Source organism: Streptococcus sp. 17.1 (assembly GCF_016648655.1).
Taxonomy (GTDB): domain Bacteria; phylum Bacillota; class Bacilli; order Lactobacillales; family Streptococcaceae; genus Streptococcus; species Streptococcus salivarius_E.
In genome coordinates this window covers 32,089-50,868 of record NZ_JACLQM010000011.1, presented here as the reverse complement: position 1 = coordinate 50,868, position 18,780 = coordinate 32,089, and the positions used below count along the sequence as shown (strand labels likewise).

The 18,780-nt window shown below is 41.5% G+C and carries 17 protein-coding genes and 1 pseudogene; 2 read left to right on the top strand and 16 right to left on the bottom strand.

Translation table 11 applies throughout. The features are described 5' to 3' along the window. Positions 1–10 precede the first annotated feature (10 nt). From H7T99_RS07580 to H7T99_RS07515, 14 genes and pseudogenes are all read right to left on the bottom strand, one after another. A complete protein-coding gene (locus H7T99_RS07580; protein WP_002890257.1) occupies positions 11–1,099 on the bottom strand; it encodes a carbamoyl phosphate synthase small subunit in 1,089 nt (362 codons plus the stop codon). Between the two features lie 163 nt (positions 1,100–1,262). Next, positions 1,263–2,189 (bottom strand): aspartate carbamoyltransferase catalytic subunit, encoded by a 927-nt coding sequence (locus H7T99_RS07575; protein WP_002890256.1) that lies wholly within the window; start codon positions 2,187–2,189, stop codon positions 1,263–1,265. A 24-nt stretch (positions 2,190–2,213) separates the two neighbouring features. Further along, a complete protein-coding gene (locus H7T99_RS07570) occupies positions 2,214–3,491 on the bottom strand; it encodes a uracil-xanthine permease family protein (protein WP_037602011.1) in 1,278 nt (425 codons plus the stop codon). A gap of 418 nt (positions 3,492–3,909) precedes the next feature. Then, entirely contained in the window at positions 3,910–4,431 is a 522-nt protein-coding gene (gene pyrR / locus H7T99_RS07565; protein WP_002890254.1) for a bifunctional pyr operon transcriptional regulator/uracil phosphoribosyltransferase PyrR, read from the bottom strand. A 220-nt stretch (positions 4,432–4,651) separates the two neighbouring features. Continuing rightward, positions 4,652–5,542 carry an RluA family pseudouridine synthase gene (locus H7T99_RS07560; RefSeq protein ID WP_037602009.1) on the bottom strand — a complete coding sequence of 297 codons (891 nt, stop codon included), beginning with the start codon at positions 5,540–5,542 and terminating at the stop codon, positions 4,652–4,654. Next, on the bottom strand, positions 5,526–5,987 hold the full coding sequence (gene lspA / locus H7T99_RS07555; RefSeq protein ID WP_037602007.1) for a signal peptidase II: 462 nt from the start codon (positions 5,985–5,987) through the stop codon (positions 5,526–5,528). The genes H7T99_RS07560 and lspA overlap by 17 nt, the downstream gene beginning before the upstream one ends. An 8-nt stretch (positions 5,988–5,995) precedes the next feature. After that, on the bottom strand, positions 5,996–6,901 hold the full coding sequence (locus tag H7T99_RS07550; RefSeq protein WP_004183016.1) for a LysR family transcriptional regulator: 906 nt from the start codon (positions 6,899–6,901) through the stop codon (positions 5,996–5,998). A gap of 115 nt (positions 6,902–7,016) precedes the next feature. Then, complete coding sequence (locus H7T99_RS07545; protein WP_037602004.1) at positions 7,017–8,255, bottom strand: CD20-like domain-containing protein; 1,239 nt, start codon at positions 8,253–8,255, stop codon at positions 7,017–7,019. 328 nt (positions 8,256–8,583) lie between these two features. Beyond that, complete coding sequence (locus H7T99_RS07540) at positions 8,584–9,162, bottom strand: hypothetical protein (RefSeq protein ID WP_037602002.1); 579 nt, start codon at positions 9,160–9,162, stop codon at positions 8,584–8,586. Then, positions 9,155–9,895, bottom strand: coding sequence for a hypothetical protein (locus H7T99_RS07535; RefSeq protein ID WP_037602000.1), 741 nt, complete (start codon positions 9,893–9,895; stop codon positions 9,155–9,157). The genes H7T99_RS07540 and H7T99_RS07535 overlap by 8 nt, the downstream gene beginning before the upstream one ends. Next, positions 9,892–10,785: an ABC transporter ATP-binding protein gene (locus H7T99_RS07530; protein ID WP_037601998.1), complete on the bottom strand. Its 894-nt coding sequence runs from the start codon at positions 10,783–10,785 to the stop codon at positions 9,892–9,894. The genes H7T99_RS07535 and H7T99_RS07530 overlap by 4 nt, the downstream gene beginning before the upstream one ends. 76 nt (positions 10,786–10,861) lie before the next feature. Next, positions 10,862–10,975: pseudogene (locus H7T99_RS10675) on the bottom strand (TIGR01741 family protein); the annotation flags it as partial. A gap of 79 nt (positions 10,976–11,054) precedes the next feature. Continuing rightward, positions 11,055–11,561, bottom strand: coding sequence for a hypothetical protein (locus H7T99_RS10605; RefSeq protein ID WP_230315748.1), 507 nt, complete (start codon positions 11,559–11,561; stop codon positions 11,055–11,057). A 334-nt stretch (positions 11,562–11,895) separates the two neighbouring features. Continuing rightward, positions 11,896–13,266, bottom strand: coding sequence for a hypothetical protein (locus H7T99_RS07515; RefSeq protein WP_037601994.1), 1,371 nt, complete (start codon positions 13,264–13,266; stop codon positions 11,896–11,898). Between the two features lie 287 nt (positions 13,267–13,553). Here H7T99_RS07515 and H7T99_RS07510 point away from each other — a divergent pair, with 287 nt between their 5' ends. Continuing rightward, the gene (locus H7T99_RS07510; protein WP_037601992.1) at positions 13,554–14,312 is read left to right on the top strand and encodes a peptidylprolyl isomerase; all 759 of its coding nucleotides are present in this window, start codon (positions 13,554–13,556) and stop codon (positions 14,310–14,312) included. Positions 14,313–14,348: 36 nt separating this feature from the next. Here the strand turns inward: H7T99_RS07510 and H7T99_RS07505 are convergent, their stop codons facing one another. Further along, positions 14,349–16,250, bottom strand: a complete 1,902-nt coding sequence (locus H7T99_RS07505) for a beta-glucoside-specific PTS transporter subunit IIABC (RefSeq protein WP_037601991.1) — start codon at positions 16,248–16,250, stop codon at positions 14,349–14,351. 305 nt (positions 16,251–16,555) lie between these two features. Here H7T99_RS07505 and H7T99_RS07500 point away from each other — a divergent pair, with 305 nt between their 5' ends. Then, positions 16,556–17,191 carry a hypothetical protein gene (locus tag H7T99_RS07500; protein WP_037601989.1) on the top strand — a complete coding sequence of 212 codons (636 nt, stop codon included), beginning with the start codon at positions 16,556–16,558 and terminating at the stop codon, positions 17,189–17,191. A 71-nt stretch (positions 17,192–17,262) separates the two neighbouring features. Here H7T99_RS07500 and H7T99_RS07495 read toward each other — a convergent pair whose 3' ends face one another. Continuing rightward, a complete protein-coding gene (locus H7T99_RS07495; protein ID WP_037597509.1) occupies positions 17,263–18,654 on the bottom strand; it encodes an amino acid permease in 1,392 nt (463 codons plus the stop codon). Between the last annotated feature and the right edge of the window lie 126 nt (positions 18,655–18,780).

Here is an 18,780-nt window from a genome sequence, read left to right as displayed (position 1 = left end):
ACAGTTGCAATTAACGACGTGCTTTTTCAGCTTGGAAAGCATCAATCAATTCCAAGAACTCATCGAAGAGATAGCTAGCATCGTGTGGACCAGGTGCTGCATCTGGGTGGAATTGCACTGAGAATGCAGGGAAGTCACGGTGACGAACACCCTCAACTGACTTATCGTTAATTTCTTCGTGTGTTACCATGAGGCAATCTGGAAGTGTCTCACGGTCAATGGCATAACCATGGTTCTGGCTGGTGAAGTCAACACGACCAGTCGCAATTTCACGAACCGCATGGTTAAATCCACGGTGACCAAACTTCATCTTGTAGGCCTTGGCACCATTCGCCAAACTAAACAACTGGTGACCCATACAAATACCAAAAATTGGAATTTTGCCTTGAATACCACGAATCATATCAAGTGCATACGGTACATCTTCAGGGTTACCTGGACCGTTTGACAACATCACACCATCTGGATTAAGATGGAGAATTTCTTCAGCAGTGATATCATGTGGCACAACAGTCACGTTACAGTCACGTTTTGAAAACTCACGCAAGATAGAATGCTTGAGACCAAAGTCAACCAAAACGATATTTTTACCAACACCTGGTGCTGGGTAGGCTGTCTTAGTTGATACCTGCTCAATATTGTTGGTTGGCAAAACAGTCGCACGCAATTGATCTTGCAAGTGCTCGATACTGTCACCAGGATTAGCCAAAGTCGCTTTCATGGTACCGTGTTGACGGATAATCTTAGTCAAGGCACGTGTATCAATACCAGAGATACCAGGGATGTTTTTTGCTTTCAAAAACTCATCCAAGGTCATTTGGTTACGCCAGTTGCTGGCACGACGGCTAGCCTCTGACACAACAACACCCTTGGTCGTTGGCTTAATTGACTCATAGTCGTCACGGTTAACGCCGTAGTTACCAACAAGTGGATAAGTAAAAGTCAAAATTTGACCATTGTAAGACTGGTCTGTGATAGATTCTTGATAACCTGTCATACCAGTATTAAAGACGATTTCACCCGTCACATCCACATCAGCACCGAAGGCCTGACCTTCAAAAATAGTGCCGTCTTCCAAAATAAGTAAACGTTTTGCCATTATAGTAAATTGTTCCTTTCACTAAGATACAAAGGGCGTTAAACATCTGAATGAAAATCAAATCTAACAAAGAAGCTCTAGCCTCTAGGAAGATTCGTCTCTTTTCAAAGATTTAGCCCATGTTCTTTTTCGTCTGATTCTCTCAGGAATCGGTTAACGTAGTTTACGCTTTGCCATTTAAAATAGCTTCAATAATTGCCATACGGACAAAGACCCCGTTTTGCATCTGAGCAACGATACGAGCCTTAGGCGCCTCAACCAGACTATCAGCAATCTCCACATCACGATTAACCGGAGCAGGATGCATGATAATCGCCTGATCAGCTAACTTGGCATAACGTTCTTCAGTCAAACCATAGAGAGCATGGTAATCTTCTTTTGAAAATCCTTTATCGTCCCCATGACGTTCGTGCTGAACACGAAGCAACATGAGGACATCCAAGTCCTCAATGACGTCGTCAATAGCCACATGCTGACCATAGACATCGAACTCATTCGAGTACCACTCTGCAGGACCAGCAAAATAAAGCTGAGCACCCAAACGTTTGAGAATCTGCATATTTGACTTAGCCACACGCGAATGCGTAATATCACCTGCAATACAAATCTTAAGATTTTCAAAGGTTCCGAACTCTTCGTAAATGGTCATCAAGTCAAGCAAACACTGACTAGGGTGTTGCCCTGAACCATCACCACCATTAACAATAGAGGTCTGAATAGTCCTACTATCAATCAACTGCTTGTAGTAATCGACTTCCGAGTGGCGAACCACACAGATGTCAACGCCCAAGGCAGACATGGTCAAAATGGTATCATAGAGGGTCTCACCCTTATTTACCGAGCTAGTTCCAGCATCGAACTCAATCACATCCAAGCCAAGTTTTTTCTCGGCCACTTCGAAGGACTTGTGTGTTCGTGTTGAATTTTCAAAAAAGAGATTGGCAGCGAAATACTGTCGATCCAGCTGGAAATCAGCTCTGCCATTTTTAAAATCTCCACCTCTACGAATCAGGCCCAAGACCTCTTCATTCGTGAGGGTTTCCATGGTCACCAAATGTTTCAGTGACACTTTTCCATCTGCAATCGCCATAGTTTTTCCTTTTAAATTGATTGACTAATCTTTGCTACCTTTTTTAGGATCTGGCAAAATTTGATAAAGCAAGATACCAAGAATAGTTGAGCTTGCCACACCCGTGATTTGAAGACCACCAAGGTCAATCATCAAACCACCGATACCAGAAACCAAGATAACGCTAGCAATCAAGAGATTCTTTTTATTATCAAAATCAATCTTATGTTCAACTAAAATTTTCAAACCGCTAGCAGCGATAACCCCAAAGAGGGCAATAGATAATCCCCCTAATACAGGAGTTGGAATAGAATGCAAGAGTGCTGATAGCTTACCAATAAAGCTCATCAAGACCGCAATCACTGCTGCACCCGCAATAACGTAAACTGAGTAGACCTTACTGAGGGCCATAACCCCAATATTTTCACCATAAGAAGTTACCGGAGGAGCTCCAAAGAATCCAGCGATAATCTGTGCCAAACCATCACCAGTAAGGGTACGGTCAAGACCTGGATCTTTAAAGTAATCACGCTCAGTCAAACTGTTTAGAACCATGACGTGACCAAAGTGTTCAGTCATCGTCACAAAGGCAATCGGAGCCATGGTCAAAATCGCACTTGGATAGAGCTTAAAGCTATAATCCACAAATGGAATGTCAAAGTTTGGAACCTGGATCCAATGTGCCGCTGCTACCTCTGAGAAATTGATAAAGCTATGTCCTGTCAGCAAACCAAGAACCGCTGAGAAAATATAGCCCACAATTAAACCAAGTAAAATTGGGATAACACCGATAATCTTCTTGCCATACATGTTAAAGAGGATAACTGCAAAGAGGGTCACCATCGAAATCAAGAGAGCATAGATACTGTAGCTTTTATTTAAAGTTGTTGCATCATTGACTGCATTAGCTGCAAGGTTCAAACCAATCACCATGATAATAGGGCCAACCACAATTGGTGGAAGGACCTTATCAATCCAGTCTTTACCCGCATACCTAACAATCAGAGCCACAAGCAAGTAAACCAAACCACCTGCCATGGCACCTTGAGCCACTGCCGCAATGCCATCAGTCTTCATAAGTGTCTGCATAGCCGCAATATAGGCAAAACTAGACCCCATGTAAGCTGGAATTTTGTACTTGGTCACCGTCAAGTGGGCTAAAGTTCCCAAACCAGATGAGAAAAGAGCAATAGCGGGATCAATCCCAACCAAAATCGGCACAAGCACCGTCGCACCAAACATGGCAAACAAGTGCTGGAATGACAAACCAACCAATAAACCAGGTTTTGGCATATCATTCACATCATATTTTACGTTATTCACGATATCAAAGGACTCCTTAAAATTAAGATACAAAGGGCGTATAAAGAGCAAAGTAAAATTAGGAAATCTGACGCTGAAGCCTTAGCTTCTAGGAAGATTTATCTATTTTACACAGCTCTTAGCCCGTGTTCAATTAGTAAGATACAAAGGGACGTTTTAGCGTAGCTAAACATTTCTGTAGAAAAATAGGAAGTCGACAAGGCACTCCAAAGAGTGCTAGGAGACTTATCTTTTTTCCTAAGAAATGAGTCCCGTGTTCAATTAACAAGATACAAAGCCCGTATAAAGCCTAAAGCAAAAATAGGAAATATGATGACGGAGCGCCAGCTCCTAAGAATATTTATCTTTTTTGCACAAGGCTTAGGGCGCGTTCAATTAACAAGATACGAAGGGCGTTTCATACTATCTGTCAGCCAACTTAGCTTGGATCGATAATGTTGACACTATCCTTACCATCAACTTCTGTCACCAAAACTTCGATTTCTTCCGACTCACTTGTTGGGATATTTTTACCAACATAGTCCGCACGGATTGGCAATTCACGGTGACCACGGTCAACCAAGACAGCCAAACCAACACGCGCCGGACGCCCATGGCTAACGATATTATCAATAGCTGCACGAATAGTACGACCTGTGTAAAGCACATCATCCACAAGGATAACATCCGTTCCATCAATTTCAATAGGGAAAACAGATGTGTCTTGTTCAGCCTTAACATCATCACGGAAAGCCTTAGTATCAAGCTCAATCAATGGCACATCAAGGTTTTCCAACTGTTTCAAGCGCTCTTGAATACGCTGAGCAATATAAACACCACGTGTCTTAATACCAGCCAAGACAATCTTGTCGAGATTTTTGTTACGCTCAATAATCTCATAAGTGATACGTGTAATGGCACGTTTCATGGTTACGTCATCGACGATCTCTTTTTTCTTCATAAAAAGAACCTTTCTAAATACAAAAAAATCCCCTCGAAAACAAGGAGATACACAAAAATATGAGTACAGTTCACCCGTACACTTCTCATGGCTCCTTGCCTGCCTCTCTGGACAGTGATTAAAGGACTTATTTAATTAGGTAAATTATAGCAAATTTCAGACTCTTTTACAAGAAAAAAACGGACGCCTCTCCCAAGAAAGACTATCCGTTTAATAACTGTTAAACTTCTCTCAGCTTCTCCAAGGTTTCCTTGAAAATAGCAGGTTCTTCCGCTGTAAATTCGACCAATTCTCCAGTCGTAGGATGCGTGAAACCAAGGGTCTTGGCATGTAGAAATTGGCCATGGCCCTTGAGGGTCTTGCGTGGCCCATAAAGAGGATCTCCCGCCACCGGGTGACCGATATAAGCCATGTGCACACGAATCTGGTGCGTGCGACCTGTTTCCAGTTGCAACTCTACCAACGTATAGTTGCCAAAACGTTCAAGAACGGTAAATCGTGTAACTGCAGGTTTTCCTTTAGCTGTAACCGCCTGCTTCTTGCGGTCCTTGTCTGAGCGCCCAATCGGAGCCTCAATCACGCCTCGATCGTTAGGTAGATTGTCATGCACGATAGCCACATACTTACGAAGGGACTTCTTATCCTTAAGCTCCGCCGCCAAAGCATTGTGGGCCTTATCATTCTTAGCAATCATTAGAAGGCCTGACGTGTCCTTATCGATACGGTGGACAATCCCTGGACGAACCACACCATTGATAGACGAGAGGTCCTTGACATGATACATAAGGGCATTGACCAAGGTACCAGACGTGTGACCAGCTGAAGGATGGACCACCATGCCTTGAGGTTTGTTGACCACTGCCACATCCGCATCTTCGTAGATAATATCCAAAGGAATATCCTCGGCCTTGTACTCCAAGACCTCTTCTTCCGGTAATTCATAGGTGATGACATCACCCTCTTTAACCGCATACTTGGCCTTTGCCGACTTACCATTAACCAAGACTGTCCCAGCCTTGATTGCTTCATTGGCCTGACTACGTGACAATTCTGTCAAATCTGCCAAAGCCTTGTCCAGACGGTTTCCCGCCTCTTTAATGATGACTTCCATTTTCCTCTTTCCATAAGATTAAAATCAAGAGCAACACGCCCACTGTTAGATAGGAGTCTGCCACGTTAAATATCGCAAAATCAATAAAATCAAGCTGAACCATATCAACCACGTAACCCAAGTGCAGACGGTCAATAAAGTTACCAATACCACCTGAGATAATCAACACCAAAGATAGCACCAGCCAAAGACTCTTCTGATAATTCTTAACCAGATAAACCAGAGCCGCACCAATCACTAGAACCGTCAAAATCACAAAGAAATATTTCTGATCCTGTAAAATCGAAAAGGCAGCACCACGGTTCTGTAGATAGGTTAAGCTGAAAAGTCCGGGAATAGCCTTGATAACTTGGTTAAGGGCAATATTTGCCACAACCCAATGCTTGACCCACTGATCCAAACCAATCAGAGCTAGAATAGCCAAAGGAATCGCAACCTTACGCATAAATCCTCCTATGGTTTGTATGTATCAAAGTAGTCAAACATAACATTGACAAACTTGAGAGCACAAGACGACAAGTTAATCCCCTTACGACGGACATAAACCATCTTGTTATCCAAATTATCCTCAAGCGGAATCACTGTAATCCCATTCACACTTTGTGCATCCAAGAAGCCAGACCCCGTCGCATAAGCATCCGTACGTTCCAAGATACCGTTCAAAGTCGCACGGTCTGTCACGTTAAACATAAGAGACGAATCTGACGTATCCACAAAGTTCTCAGAATAGTAAAGGTACTCGTCCTTCTCCTGAGTGAAACGCACCGTAGGTAAGGCCGCCAAGTCCTCCATGACCAGACTTTCTTTTTTAGCCAGAGGATGCCCCTTGCGGAGATAAATGTGCGTCTTAAACGGAATCAAATCAATAGCCTCAAGCCCAAGCTTGTCCATATTTTGCTGGATTCCCTTGCTATTTTGACGATTCAAATAGATAATCCCAATCTCACTGTGTCCCTTGGCTACCTCATCCAAAATCTGAATGGTCGTAGACTCAAAGATACGGAAATCCTTGTAATCAGGGTAACGCTCTGAAAAAGTCGTAATCAAAGGTGGCAAAAAGTCATAGTGCTGGCTGGCAATCGAATACTGGTTACCCTTTTCAGAAGCATTGAGATAGCGATTTTCAAAACTATCAAAACTGCGTACCACCTCAAGCGCACGCTCATAAAAGGTCATACCCTGACTGGTCAAGACAGCCCCCGTCGTTGTACGGGTGAAAATTTGAAAATTCAGCTCCTGCTCCAAATCCTTGATAGCCACTGATAGGCTAGGCTGGCTCACAAAGAGCTTGCTGGCTGCCTCACGGAAGGTTCCGCTGTTGGCAATGGCTACGACATAACGTAGTTGTTGTATGTTCATCTGTGACACTTCTTTCTTGAAAAATCAATCAATTTTATTATACCAGATTTTATCCTCTTTTGTTGATACTAAAAAGCCCAGGCAACCCTGAGCTTGAATGACTAACAAAGTAGTCCTATTCGTCTGATTTATCTGTCAAGAAGTACTCGTTTTCACGTTTGTCATAGTCGAAGGTCAAACGAACAGTATCTACCTTACCATTTTCTGGATTATAATCACGGTAGCTAAGACTCACTGACTGAGTGAGATCGCCCTGTTCAGTTTGTGTCATTTCATGATAAGTGAAGCTAGCCTCTGGGTGTTTTTCAACCACTTCAGAAAGTCGTGTCCCCTTAAGCAAATCAGCTTGTGTACCTACAGACAACTTTTCATAGTCATCTTTTGTCCAGTTGCTATGATAGTCATCGACTTCTTTGACCTTATCATAGTCGAAGGTTGCTGAGGCAGATTTCAAAACATAGACACCGTCTTTTATCTCAAAAGTCAAACGAACATAGTTGTTTCCATCTGTATTTTCTTTTCTATAGGTAAGATCTAGTAAATCTGGTTTATCTTCCTCGTAAGCATCACTATACTCGGCATCAGTCGCCTTACCGTGAGCATCCAAGACCTCGTCCAATGTCAAAGTACCAACCTTCAACTCCTTAAACTGATCCTCAGTCCAGTCAAACTTATAATTCTCATCAATGTACTGATAAGCTCTGTTGCGACCGTCACTTTGGAACTGTTCAGCATGGTTCATGACATATTTCACCGCTTGATAACCTGCTCCAGCAAGCGAAGTCATAAAGAAGATGATTGACATGACTAGGGCAATAATAGATAGTGCCTTGCGTGTCGATTTCAGACTCAAAACCAAAGTCACAATAGCCAAAATGATAAGGAAGAAAGCAAGGAAGGTAAAGATGAAACCGATTGGAAGTGTCCAAGACAAAATGACAAATAGAATCCCCAAAACTAGGATAATGATTGGCAAAGCAATATTAACAAAAGCATTGTTCTTGGTTACTTTGGGCTTGTAATAAGGGTTTTCCAAAGGTATCTGACTTGTCTTTGGAGTTTCTTTTTCTTGCTCTTTCTCCAGATTCAACTCAGGCATGTGATTAGGAGCTTCCTCCTCTAATGTCACCTGAACTTCGTCTAGTTGAGTATCTGCTACTGAGTCAGCAGACACCTCTTCAGTAGTTTCAGAGCTATCCACTTGCTGAGACTCAACCTGCTCAGACACTTGGGCACTTGGTTCCTCCGAAGCGATGACAAAGCCCTCTTTCTTAGCTTCCATAAACTCCTCAGGACTTGGTTTACGACCATTGACGTCCTCAAAGTGACGCACCCATTCTTCTCTAGTTGCCATAGCTGACTCCTTTATCTCTTTTTCTTTATTTTATCATACTTTAATCTGGTCTTATGAAAATAAGGTCGGATATAAGAGATAATTTTTTTAGACTGCCTTAGGTGCTTAAGTGACAAGCTATCTCATAGAAAATGGATGAAAGTCGAAAAAAAACTGCATCCTAAAGTTTGATTTTCTCTGTCACACTTTTTGGGGCAGTTCACTTCTAGTGAATTATAGTATTTTCACTGTCCACTGTAAGTGGGAGTATATCACCTTCACCGTCTCAGAGGATAGGAATTAAAAGAAGATTTCAATAGAAAAAGGACTCTGCATTGAAAAAGAATCCTTAATTTCTTATAATCCCATCAAATAATTTCTTCAAATTCCCAAAACTCACCACTGGAAAGACGAGTCCTGAGTAGAATAAGAGCACGGTGTTTAGAAAATCTACCAAGACTGAAATTCGTTGGAAGCGGATAGTCAGTCGAATCATGACAAGATAATAGCCGAGGAAAATCAGGAAACCAATCAGTACCACGAACAGTCCTTGGAAACTGATGACCTTCAAAGAAAAGCGAGTTGGTAAACCCTGATGAATCAAAAGCAGAGCAATCCAGAAGATCAAAGACAACCAAACAAAGTAAACCACTGCTCGTTGCAGGTAAATTCTATACACTGATTGCAAAGCATACTGGGTGCCAAAAGATTGCCCAGACCGAATCTCGTACTCCAACTCTTCATTACCCAAGGAGACCACATGGGTCAAGATGAAATAATAATAGAAATAGGACAACTGAAAGTCAGAATTTCCCCTCAAAAGGCTATAAAAACCAAGAATGAAAATGACGTGGTAGAGGGTGTCAAACAGGGTATCCGCCCAGCGTCTCCTGCGAAAGAGATAAAATCGCTTCACTTCATTATACATGGAACAAACTTCCCTTCTTTTTGGCATAGGTCAAACAAGTTTGAAAGCACAAGTAACCCAAGAGCCAGTAAATCAAACCGTATCCCAGTAATAATAAAAGAACGAACCAACTTGGCTGGCGGATAAAACTCACCAAGAGATGGAAAGGCAAGAAACGAGTTAAAGTAGCAATCAAATGACTCGATTGTTCCTGAAAACCAACCAAAAAGAGAATCCCGTAAGCAAGGAGGCTAGTAATACTGGAAATTTTTGTAAAGACAAAGGAAAAACTGGCAAAGAGAAAGCCTAGACCATAAAGGGACGCAATAACCACAAATGACAGAAGAAAGGTAACAAATGTATCGACCCAGTCAGTAGGAAAGGCAATCTGCTGAACCAAGGCAACCAAGCAAAACAAAGGAATGGCCTTGACCAAGTCCAACAAAATCTGTACGATAATTTTGATAAAAAGCATGCCAAATATGCTCCGCCGACTCTGAATCACGTTGATAATGGTGCGGTCTGCAATCTCATCCTCGATAAAATAGGTTGGATGGGTGATACTGTGGCTAGAAAAATACCAAGTAAAAAGCAAGATAAACAGCTCAAAAGTATCTTGCTGGCTGTCAAAATAGGTCAGAAAACCCGTAATTAGAAAGAAAATTCCCAGATTGGCAAAGAGAAGATTGACTTTGAACTGTTTGTATTCACTAAGTTGGCGACTAAACTCTCGCCCAATAGCTGCTAGCATCATTTGAGCACCTCATAAAGCAAATCTTCCAAAGAGGCAGGTTCTCGGGTGAACTGCAAGACTTCTGTTTCTTCCAGCAATAGCCGATAAAGGTCTGGATTGCTGGTCTCTACCGAAATCCCACCGTCAAGCACCTTGTAGTCCAGCTCAGGGAATCTTTGTTTCAGTACACTTTCTGCACTCTTATCTAACAGCAAGTGATAGACTTCATGCTGGTGGACATTGCCAAAAATCTCTTCAAAGGTTCCTTCACGATAAAGCCGCCCCTCCTGAATTACCACCACCCGAGTGCTGACCTTCTCGATAAAACTAGCATCATGACTGGTGATAAAAATACTGGCTTGATGGTGACGAGCATAATCCTGCAAAAGAGTCATCAGCTGTTTTTTTGCCAGCAAATCTAGCCCATTGGTCGGCTCATCCAAACAGAGTACTTTCGGTTTTTGCACCAAGGCTAAGATTAAGGTCAATTTTTGACGGTTGCCCTGGGACAGTTCTGAAACCAGCGTGTCCTTATAAGGGGTAAAAGCCAGCTGGTCACACAAGACATCCACCTCTGCCTTGATATGAGACAAGGCAATCCCATTCAAGCTTAGAAAATATTGGAGATTCTCCATAGCTGTCAAATAACTGTACAACCCCTGCCCGCTCTCCAAGACAAACTTGACCAGCGAGTGGATTTTCTTGGAGCGATTAGAAACGTCATAGACACGAACCTCGCCCTTATCCTGCAAAAAAATCCCTGCCAAGAGCTTGATAAAAGTCGACTTACCGGCACCATTGCCACCAACGATGGAGAAGATTTCACCTGAATCCGCTTGAAAATCAGGAATGTCTAACACCAACTTCTTGTGAAAACTCTTTTGAACTTGTGAAAATGTTATGTTAGTCATTTAAGATTACCCCTTGATTTGGAAGATTCCCTTTAATTTGTTCAATTATTTTTTCAATATCTATAATTTCAGTATTATTAGGAAAATTATATTGCTTTGGAATATAGAGATTGTAGATATACTCATTTTTCCCCTCTTCATTAACACTCTGAGCAATCTCACGAATTTTTTCATTAATTTGTTTTTCCATTTTATCCTCCAATACGGTTTAAAATTGTTTTAACTTCAAGCATTTTGCCATCAATTTCATACATTACTTTAACCACAACTTAACCCTGCATCCTCCTATACTCCTTCGACTTCTCGCCATACCAGTCCTTAGCTGAGTAGCCAAACTGCTCTCTATATTGTTCAGAATATTTAAAAAGGTAATAGCCTCGTAGCAAATCAATGGAAAAGACATAAGTCGCAAAGACAAATATGGCAGGCATGATAGGCATCAACACCGCATCAATGCTCCCTCTAGTGTCACTTCCAGTGGAGCGGTCAAAGAGCACAAGGGCACCTGTAATCCCTGTCCCACCTAAAAAGACCAAGCCATCTGAAATCTTTTCGGTTACAAGAGCTACCATGGGGCTAAACTCTGTCTGATTTTGAACGGCTTCTGTCAGTTTACGGGGAACCGTTCGAATCAAGTAATAAATGGAAAGAAGAAACATAGCACCCGATAGTATGCTGACAATATTTCGTCGTGTCATCATCATTATACCAGCACATACTGTAAAGATAGCGAGTAAGACCACCATGTAAAAGTAGGTGCAAAATTTTAGTTTCATCGGGCTTCTTCTGTGCTTTATTGAAAAGAGCAGATAGACCAGATACATGACTAAATACAAGAGAATCATAGGCCACTGAATCCAAGAAAATGTTAGATTTTGATCAAGCGTCAATCCTTTTATAAACATGGGTGTGATAATAGAGAAGAAATAAATCACAATTGAAGTAACAAACAAGCCAATAAATCGTTTCCAGCTTCCTTTTTGATTGAGCTTTTCTACGGTCTCCTTAGTGACAAGAGACTGACTTTGCTCGAATGTATAATTTAAGAATTTCAATAGTTTTCTCCTTTTATCAAGAAAAAACAGGAAGGTTTCCCCTCCTGTTCCTTAATTAATCCTCGCCATCTGGACCTGATTTATAAGTAAGGTAGAACGTATCGTCATCTTCTTTGGTATCAAATGACAAGTAAACACTCTTGAGTTTACCATCTCCAGCATCATAGTCACTATAAGAAATGCTCATTTCTTTTTTGAATTCACCTTGACGAGATGTTGAGATTGTGTATTCTGCACTTGAAGCTTTAGGGTGATCCTTAACGATATCTTCAAGTTTCGTACCGTTTGATGGATCAGTGTAATCACCCTTAGTGAGAGCATCAAACTGTTCTTTTGTCCAGTCAGCTTTGTAAGAGCGATCAACTTCAACCTTATCTTGAGGGAATCTACCTGAAGCATATGACAAGATAAATGTACCGTCATATTGTTTCTTAAAGTTTAGGTAAACACTTTCACCATAGTCTTTACCAGAGTAATTCAACTTCATCTCATCGCCAGAGATTTGTGCATCAGAAGCCTTACCATAAGTCTTGATGATAGACTTAACGGTATCCTTACCTGCTTTCAACTTCTTGAACTTAGATTCATTCCAGTCAAATTTAGCATTTTTGTCAATGTAATCGTTGACGTCAGTGCTATCACCTTTTGAATCAGATTTAGAGTCAGATTTTGAATCGCTGTCATCATCTTTCTTGTCAGCGTCATCATCGTCTTTATCAGCAACTTTTGACGTCTTACTTGAGCTTGTGTTGTCACTAGCGTTTTGAGAGATTTGGAAAATCAAACCACCAATAGAAACAAAGAGCATGAGACCAGCAACACCTGTTGCGATGATTGAAAGCAATTTCTTGCTTGATTTAAGGCTAAAGACAAGTGAAACAACTGCAACTGCAACTGCGAGAACTGTCAAGATGATGAAGAGCCAGGCAGGACTTACGAACCATGCCAAGATTGCAAAGATTACTGAAAGTGCAATCGCAACGATTGGCAAGATAAGATTGAAGAGAGGTTTATCTGCTGAGCCAGCTGCTGGATTAGGAACTGTTCCAAATCCTGGAGCTGAAGAGATAGGTGCCTTTTCAAACATGCTTGAATCAAATTGTGGGGTTGGTTGTTGCACAGGTGCTTCTGAGAAAGCTTCTGCACCAACTGGTGATTCACTGCTTGCTTGTTCTGCGACAGCATCTTCAGCTGTTTCAGCCACATCTGCGATGTCATCTTGTTCTGTGACTTTTTCAGTAGCAACTGGTTCTGTCGCTACTGCCTCAGCGACAGGTTCATTAGCTGGTGCTTCTACAGATGCTGCTTGAGCAGTCAAAGCGCTAGTATCAAAGTCAGCTGCTTTAGCGTCCAAAAATTCTTGGGGGCTAGGTTTACGCCCATGTACCGACTCAAAGAGTTCAGCCCATTCTGCTTTAGTTGACATAAAAATCTCCTTTTATCAAGAAATCTAAACAAGAAATCCCTTCGACTTGGCGAAGTTTTCTATAGTCAGGATTTAGACACCTCTCTCTGATAAGAGCAAGTAGCACGTGTCCTTTCAAAAGTCCGACCTCACTTTACAACTTGAGGCAACCTTTCCCTATATCTAGTCCCATGTTCATTTTCTTGTTGATAGTTCCATTCTACCATATTTAAAGACCTCTGTTAACCGTTTCCCAAAAGGTTTTTTTCTGCTACAATAGTAGGTATAATGCACCAAAGGAGTTATATATGAAAAACATTAAAAAGTACATTCCATTAATTATTGTACTTGTTATCGCAGGCCTAGGTTTTGCCTTTCGTGAGAACATCTCACGCGCCGTTCGTGGAGATGCCTACGTTGATAACAAGATATTCACTAAACAATTAGAAAAGGCTCAAAAATCTGGAAAAGATGCCTTTCCACAGTTGTCAGACAAGGTTGGCAAGGACGAAGCTGAAGTTATCCTCCACACTTCAAAGGGTGATATCACAGTCAAACTCTTCCCTACACTTGCTCCTAAGGCTTCTGAAAACTTCTTGAAGCATGCCAAGGACAAATACTATGATGGGCTTACTTTCCACCGTGTTATCAAGGACTTCATGATTCAAAGTGGTGACCCTAAGGGTGACGGTACTGGCGGAGAATCTATCTGGAAGAAAGGGTTCGCTGTTGAGCCTACACCATTCCTCTACAACATCCGTGGCGCACTTGCTATGGCTAATACTGGTGCTAAAGAGTCAAACGGCAGCCAATTCTACATTGTTCAAAACAAGGATGATCAAAGCAAACAGCTAGGAAATGCTGGCTATCCAAAACCTATCATTGACGCCTACAAAAAAGGTGGTTACCCAGCTGGCGATACTAAATATACCGTCTTTGGTCAAGTCATCAAAGGCATGGATGTCGTTGATACTATTGCTAACCTTGAAGTTGATGACAATAGCAAACCAAAAGAAAATGTAACGGTCAATTCCGTTGAAGTCGTTAAAGACTACAAATTCAAATAAACAAAAATCTGAGAAGCTGATTCTCGGATTTCTTTTTTATTTAACAGCGGTGAGGAGATAATCACCAGTGTTAACACGAGCTTCTTTAGTTGTTAAGACATCATCAAAGTCAGCTGTATTGGTTACAATGACTGGTGTGATAACTGGTAATTTAGCGTCTCGGATAGTTGCTAGGTCAAATTCTATAAGTTTTTGACCCGCTTCTACGACATCCCCTGCTTCCACATAGGTCTTGAACCCTTTTCCAGCAAGAGAAACAGTATCCATACCAATATGGATGAGAAGCTCTGCACCATTTTCAGTTGTCAAACCAATCGCATGACCAGTAGGAAAGACTAAATTCACCGTTGCCTTAGTTGGTGCAACAACAACACCATCGGTAGGATCAATAGCGATACCTTTACCCATAGCTCCTGAAGCAAAGACTTGGTCAGGCACTTGGTCAAGTGGTACGACATTCCCGATGAGTGGGCTAGCAATGATTTCTTGTTGAATTTCTTTAGGAGCAGGTGCAGCTTCCTCAGCTTTTTCTTCAACCTTAGCTACTCCACCACCGTATAGATTTGGTACTCGTACAAAGAGTTGGATAAGGAAGGCAAGAACACCACCCACAATGGCAATGATAATGGCAATGATAACTTTAGAAAGATTACCGTCAGGCCCAATAAGGCTTGGGAAGACAAAGACACCCAGACCACCTATTGAATACGTCTTAATATCTAGGGCCATCATGGCAGCCCCCATAAGTCCTGAAACACCACATGAAATGTAGAATGGCGTTTTCATTGGAAGGGTTACCCCATAGATAGCAGGTTCTGTAACCCCAAAAATAGATGAAATGAAGGCTGGCATAGAGATGGTACGGACTTTTTCTTCTTTCGTTTTAAGCATGATAGCTCCCAACACACCTGTTTGCGTGAAACATGGAAGGATAGCCGCTGAAAGAATAGTAGAACTTCCGTTTGTTGCCACATCTAAGATAGCAAGGGGAACAAGTGCCCAGTGCATTCCGAACATAACCAAGACTTGCCACAAAATACCAAGTATAAGACCAAAGACAATCGGACTAAAATTCATGATTGCTTGGAAAAGGCTTGTCAATCCATCAGAGAAAGTATTGGCAACTGGTCCTACCACCAAGAATGTTAATGGGACAGTAATGAGTAATGTAAAGAAAGGCACTACGAAGACTTTAATGACATCTGGAGTAATCTTGGTAAAGAATTTTTGAATGTATGAAGCCACCCAAACGGCCAAGATAGAAGGCATTACAGTTGAGAGATAGCCACCTGCAGGAAGCGCAAATGGAATAACTCCTAGAACATGACCTTGACCAGCTTTCTGAAGAGCAGTCACCAGCGTAGCAATATCAGGATAAACAAGTGCCGCTGCAATCGCAATAGCTGTAAACTCATTAACCTTGAAACGACGAGCAGATGTCAAAGCAATTAAGATTGGCAAGAACTGGAAGAAACCATCTCCTGCTGCATTCAAGATGACATACATAGGACTCGTTGCAGCTGACAAGCCACAAGCTGCCATGATAGCAACTATCCCTTTGATAATCCCCGCCGCAGCCAAAGGTCCAAGGAAAGGTTGGAAAATACTTGAAACCAAAGATACAAAGCGGTCAAAAAGATTCCCTTTAGGTGCATCACCTTCATCAATATCAAGACTACCACCTGCTGGAAGACCGCCAACTTGGAGAACCTCCGCATAAACATCAGGGACATGGTTACCGATAACCACCTGATATTGACCACCTGCCTTAACAACAGTAACAACACCGTCACGGTTCTTAAGGTAGTCATCATCTGCTTTAGACTCATCTTTCAAATCAAAGCGCAAACGTGTTACACAATGTTTTAAGCTATTGACATTTTCCTTACCACCAACGTGTTTGAGAATGTCTTCAGCTAATTCAGTATATTTAGCCATAAGGGCTCCTTTCTTTTCTAGGATTTTAGTTCTTTCGAGGCTTTTTCAACGAAAAAAACCTAAATAAATACCAAGAACCAATTAGGGTGAGTATACACTACTCCCATTAGTTTTTCGTATTTATCTAGGTTTTGCCTGCTGACCAGTAACAATCCTTTTGCTATGGTTATATAATATCAGAGTTCAAATATTTTTGCAAGCCCTTACAAAAATATTTTTTGTTTTTTGAGGTAAAATCTTGACCAAGATAATAAGTCATGATAAACTATTGTTAGTTTATAAACTAACAGAAAGAGAGTTATACGATGAAAACAAGTGCAATTATTGAATTTAAAGATACATACGCTAGCATGGAATGCCACGAGCTTGGTTACCAAACCAAGGAAACTGCCTTAGCTATTATTTCTCCTACTGGACATATTCTATCAAGTACACCGCTTTTCAGAAAGGTATATGGTTCAAATACTGCTCACATCGACCAACTTCCTTTCAATATAGATAACCTTAGTATCACAGCAAGAGGTCTTAGTAAAAAGGCTAAAGCCAACTTGGAAGATTGGATTGCCCATACTATAATTCTTCCAATGGACTATGATAAGTCCTTTACCAAGCATCAAGAACTTTTGCACCTCTTAGCAGATTCACCTATCGTTGAGTCTGTCCAATCTTTAACTTATAAGACAGTAAAGATTCATTTTTCCGAAGCACTCAATGATGAACATATTCGCCAACTGCAAGGTTTTATTCTCGCTCAGGCAGGCATCTACAGCTATATTGGGACATCTACAGTCTCAGACCGAAATGCCCACCAGGCTCTTGAATGGGCTAAACTTGATGTTAATGGTCGTTCGCACAACAATCACAAGCCTGCTATTTTCCATCGTAGCAAGAGCCTCTTAAGTGGTTTCTTTCACCATGGAAGTCAAGAAAGTATTGCATAGATAATAATTGGGACACCTTGTGTCCTTTTTTGGCAACTAAAAAACCCACCATAAAGGTGAGCTAAATTGATTTATTTACTGTGTTTCCAGTTACTATAGATACTAAATACGACAATCCAGATGGCTGCTCCGATAGCTCCGACAACTGTTGACTTTTGCAAGAAGAGACAAACAAAGACGAAGATGAAGAAAAGGATAGTCAATGGATTAAGAATCTTATAGGCTGGCATAAGGAAGCCATCTGCCATAAACTCTTGAGACTTACGGTACTTGAGATGAGCAAGCATGGTCAAAATATAGATGGCAATGTAGACACCTGATGAAGATGCGGTAATCAAAGCGAAGGCGTCAGATACACCAGGTAAGACGTTGATGAAGGCTGAAACACAAACTACAATGGCTGAAACAATGATAGCACGTGAAGGAATACCATTACGGGCCAAGGTATCAAGTTTCAAAGATTTCATAACCTTACTGTTTGGTGTTTCCCTAGCGATTTGGAAAAGGTGACGGCCAGTTGAATAAAGTGTTGAATTCAAAGAAGAGGCTGCTGCTGTCAAAACAACAAAGTTAATGAAAGCCGCTGCCCACTTGATACCAGCCATTTGGAAGACCGTTACGAAGGGTGATTCATTAACTGGAAGTTTTTGCCATGGGAAGATAGCCATGAGGGCAATGAGGGCACCCACATAGAAAATGACAATACGAATCGGAATTTCCTTAATTGCCTTTGGTAAAACCTTACGTGGATTTGCTGTCTCAGATGTTGTAATCCCTACAAATTCGATGGCTTGGTAGGCAAAGAAGACCATTTGGAAGGTCATGACAAAGCTCACCCAACCTTTAGGGAACATCTGGAAACCTTGTGTGATATTGTTAAGACTAGCATGTCCAGCTGGCGTTTCAAAGTTAGTTGCTACCATAAATATCCCTGTAGCTATCAAGGCAAGAATGGTGACAATCTTGATCATCCCAAACCAAAACTCAACTTCCCCGAAAATCTTAACCGCAATCAAGTTAACCGAACTCAGGATAATCAAGAAGACAATCTGAATCTGCCAGGCAGGCCAACTTGGAAACCAAAACTGCACATAGTTCGATACAGCCGTAATTTCTGCCATACCAAGAAATACCAGTGATACCCAGTAAGACCAACCTGAGAAGAATCCCCAGCCTTTACCAAGGTATTTCGTAATAAAATTAATAAAGGTATGTTGGTCCGGGTCCATGTAGAGCATCTCACCGATAGCTCGCATCATGAGGTACATGAAGACACCTGTCAGCATATAAACAAGTATGATTGAAGGTCCTGTTAGGGAAAGGGAACGCCCTGCCCCAAGGAAGAGACCTGTACCGATTGTACCAGCGATGGCAATCAGCTGGACGTGACGGTTTTGAAGACCACGCACCATCCCATTCTCAGTCTGGTTGTCGTCGTCTTTATGATGTTGCTTTTGCGACATTTTTTTCACTCCAATTCTATTAAGCAAGACTCATTGAGTCCTGCAATTTTTAACATAACTTATATTATACCATTTTTGAAATAATTGGTCAATATTATACAGAATATTCAGAATTTTATACTTCAA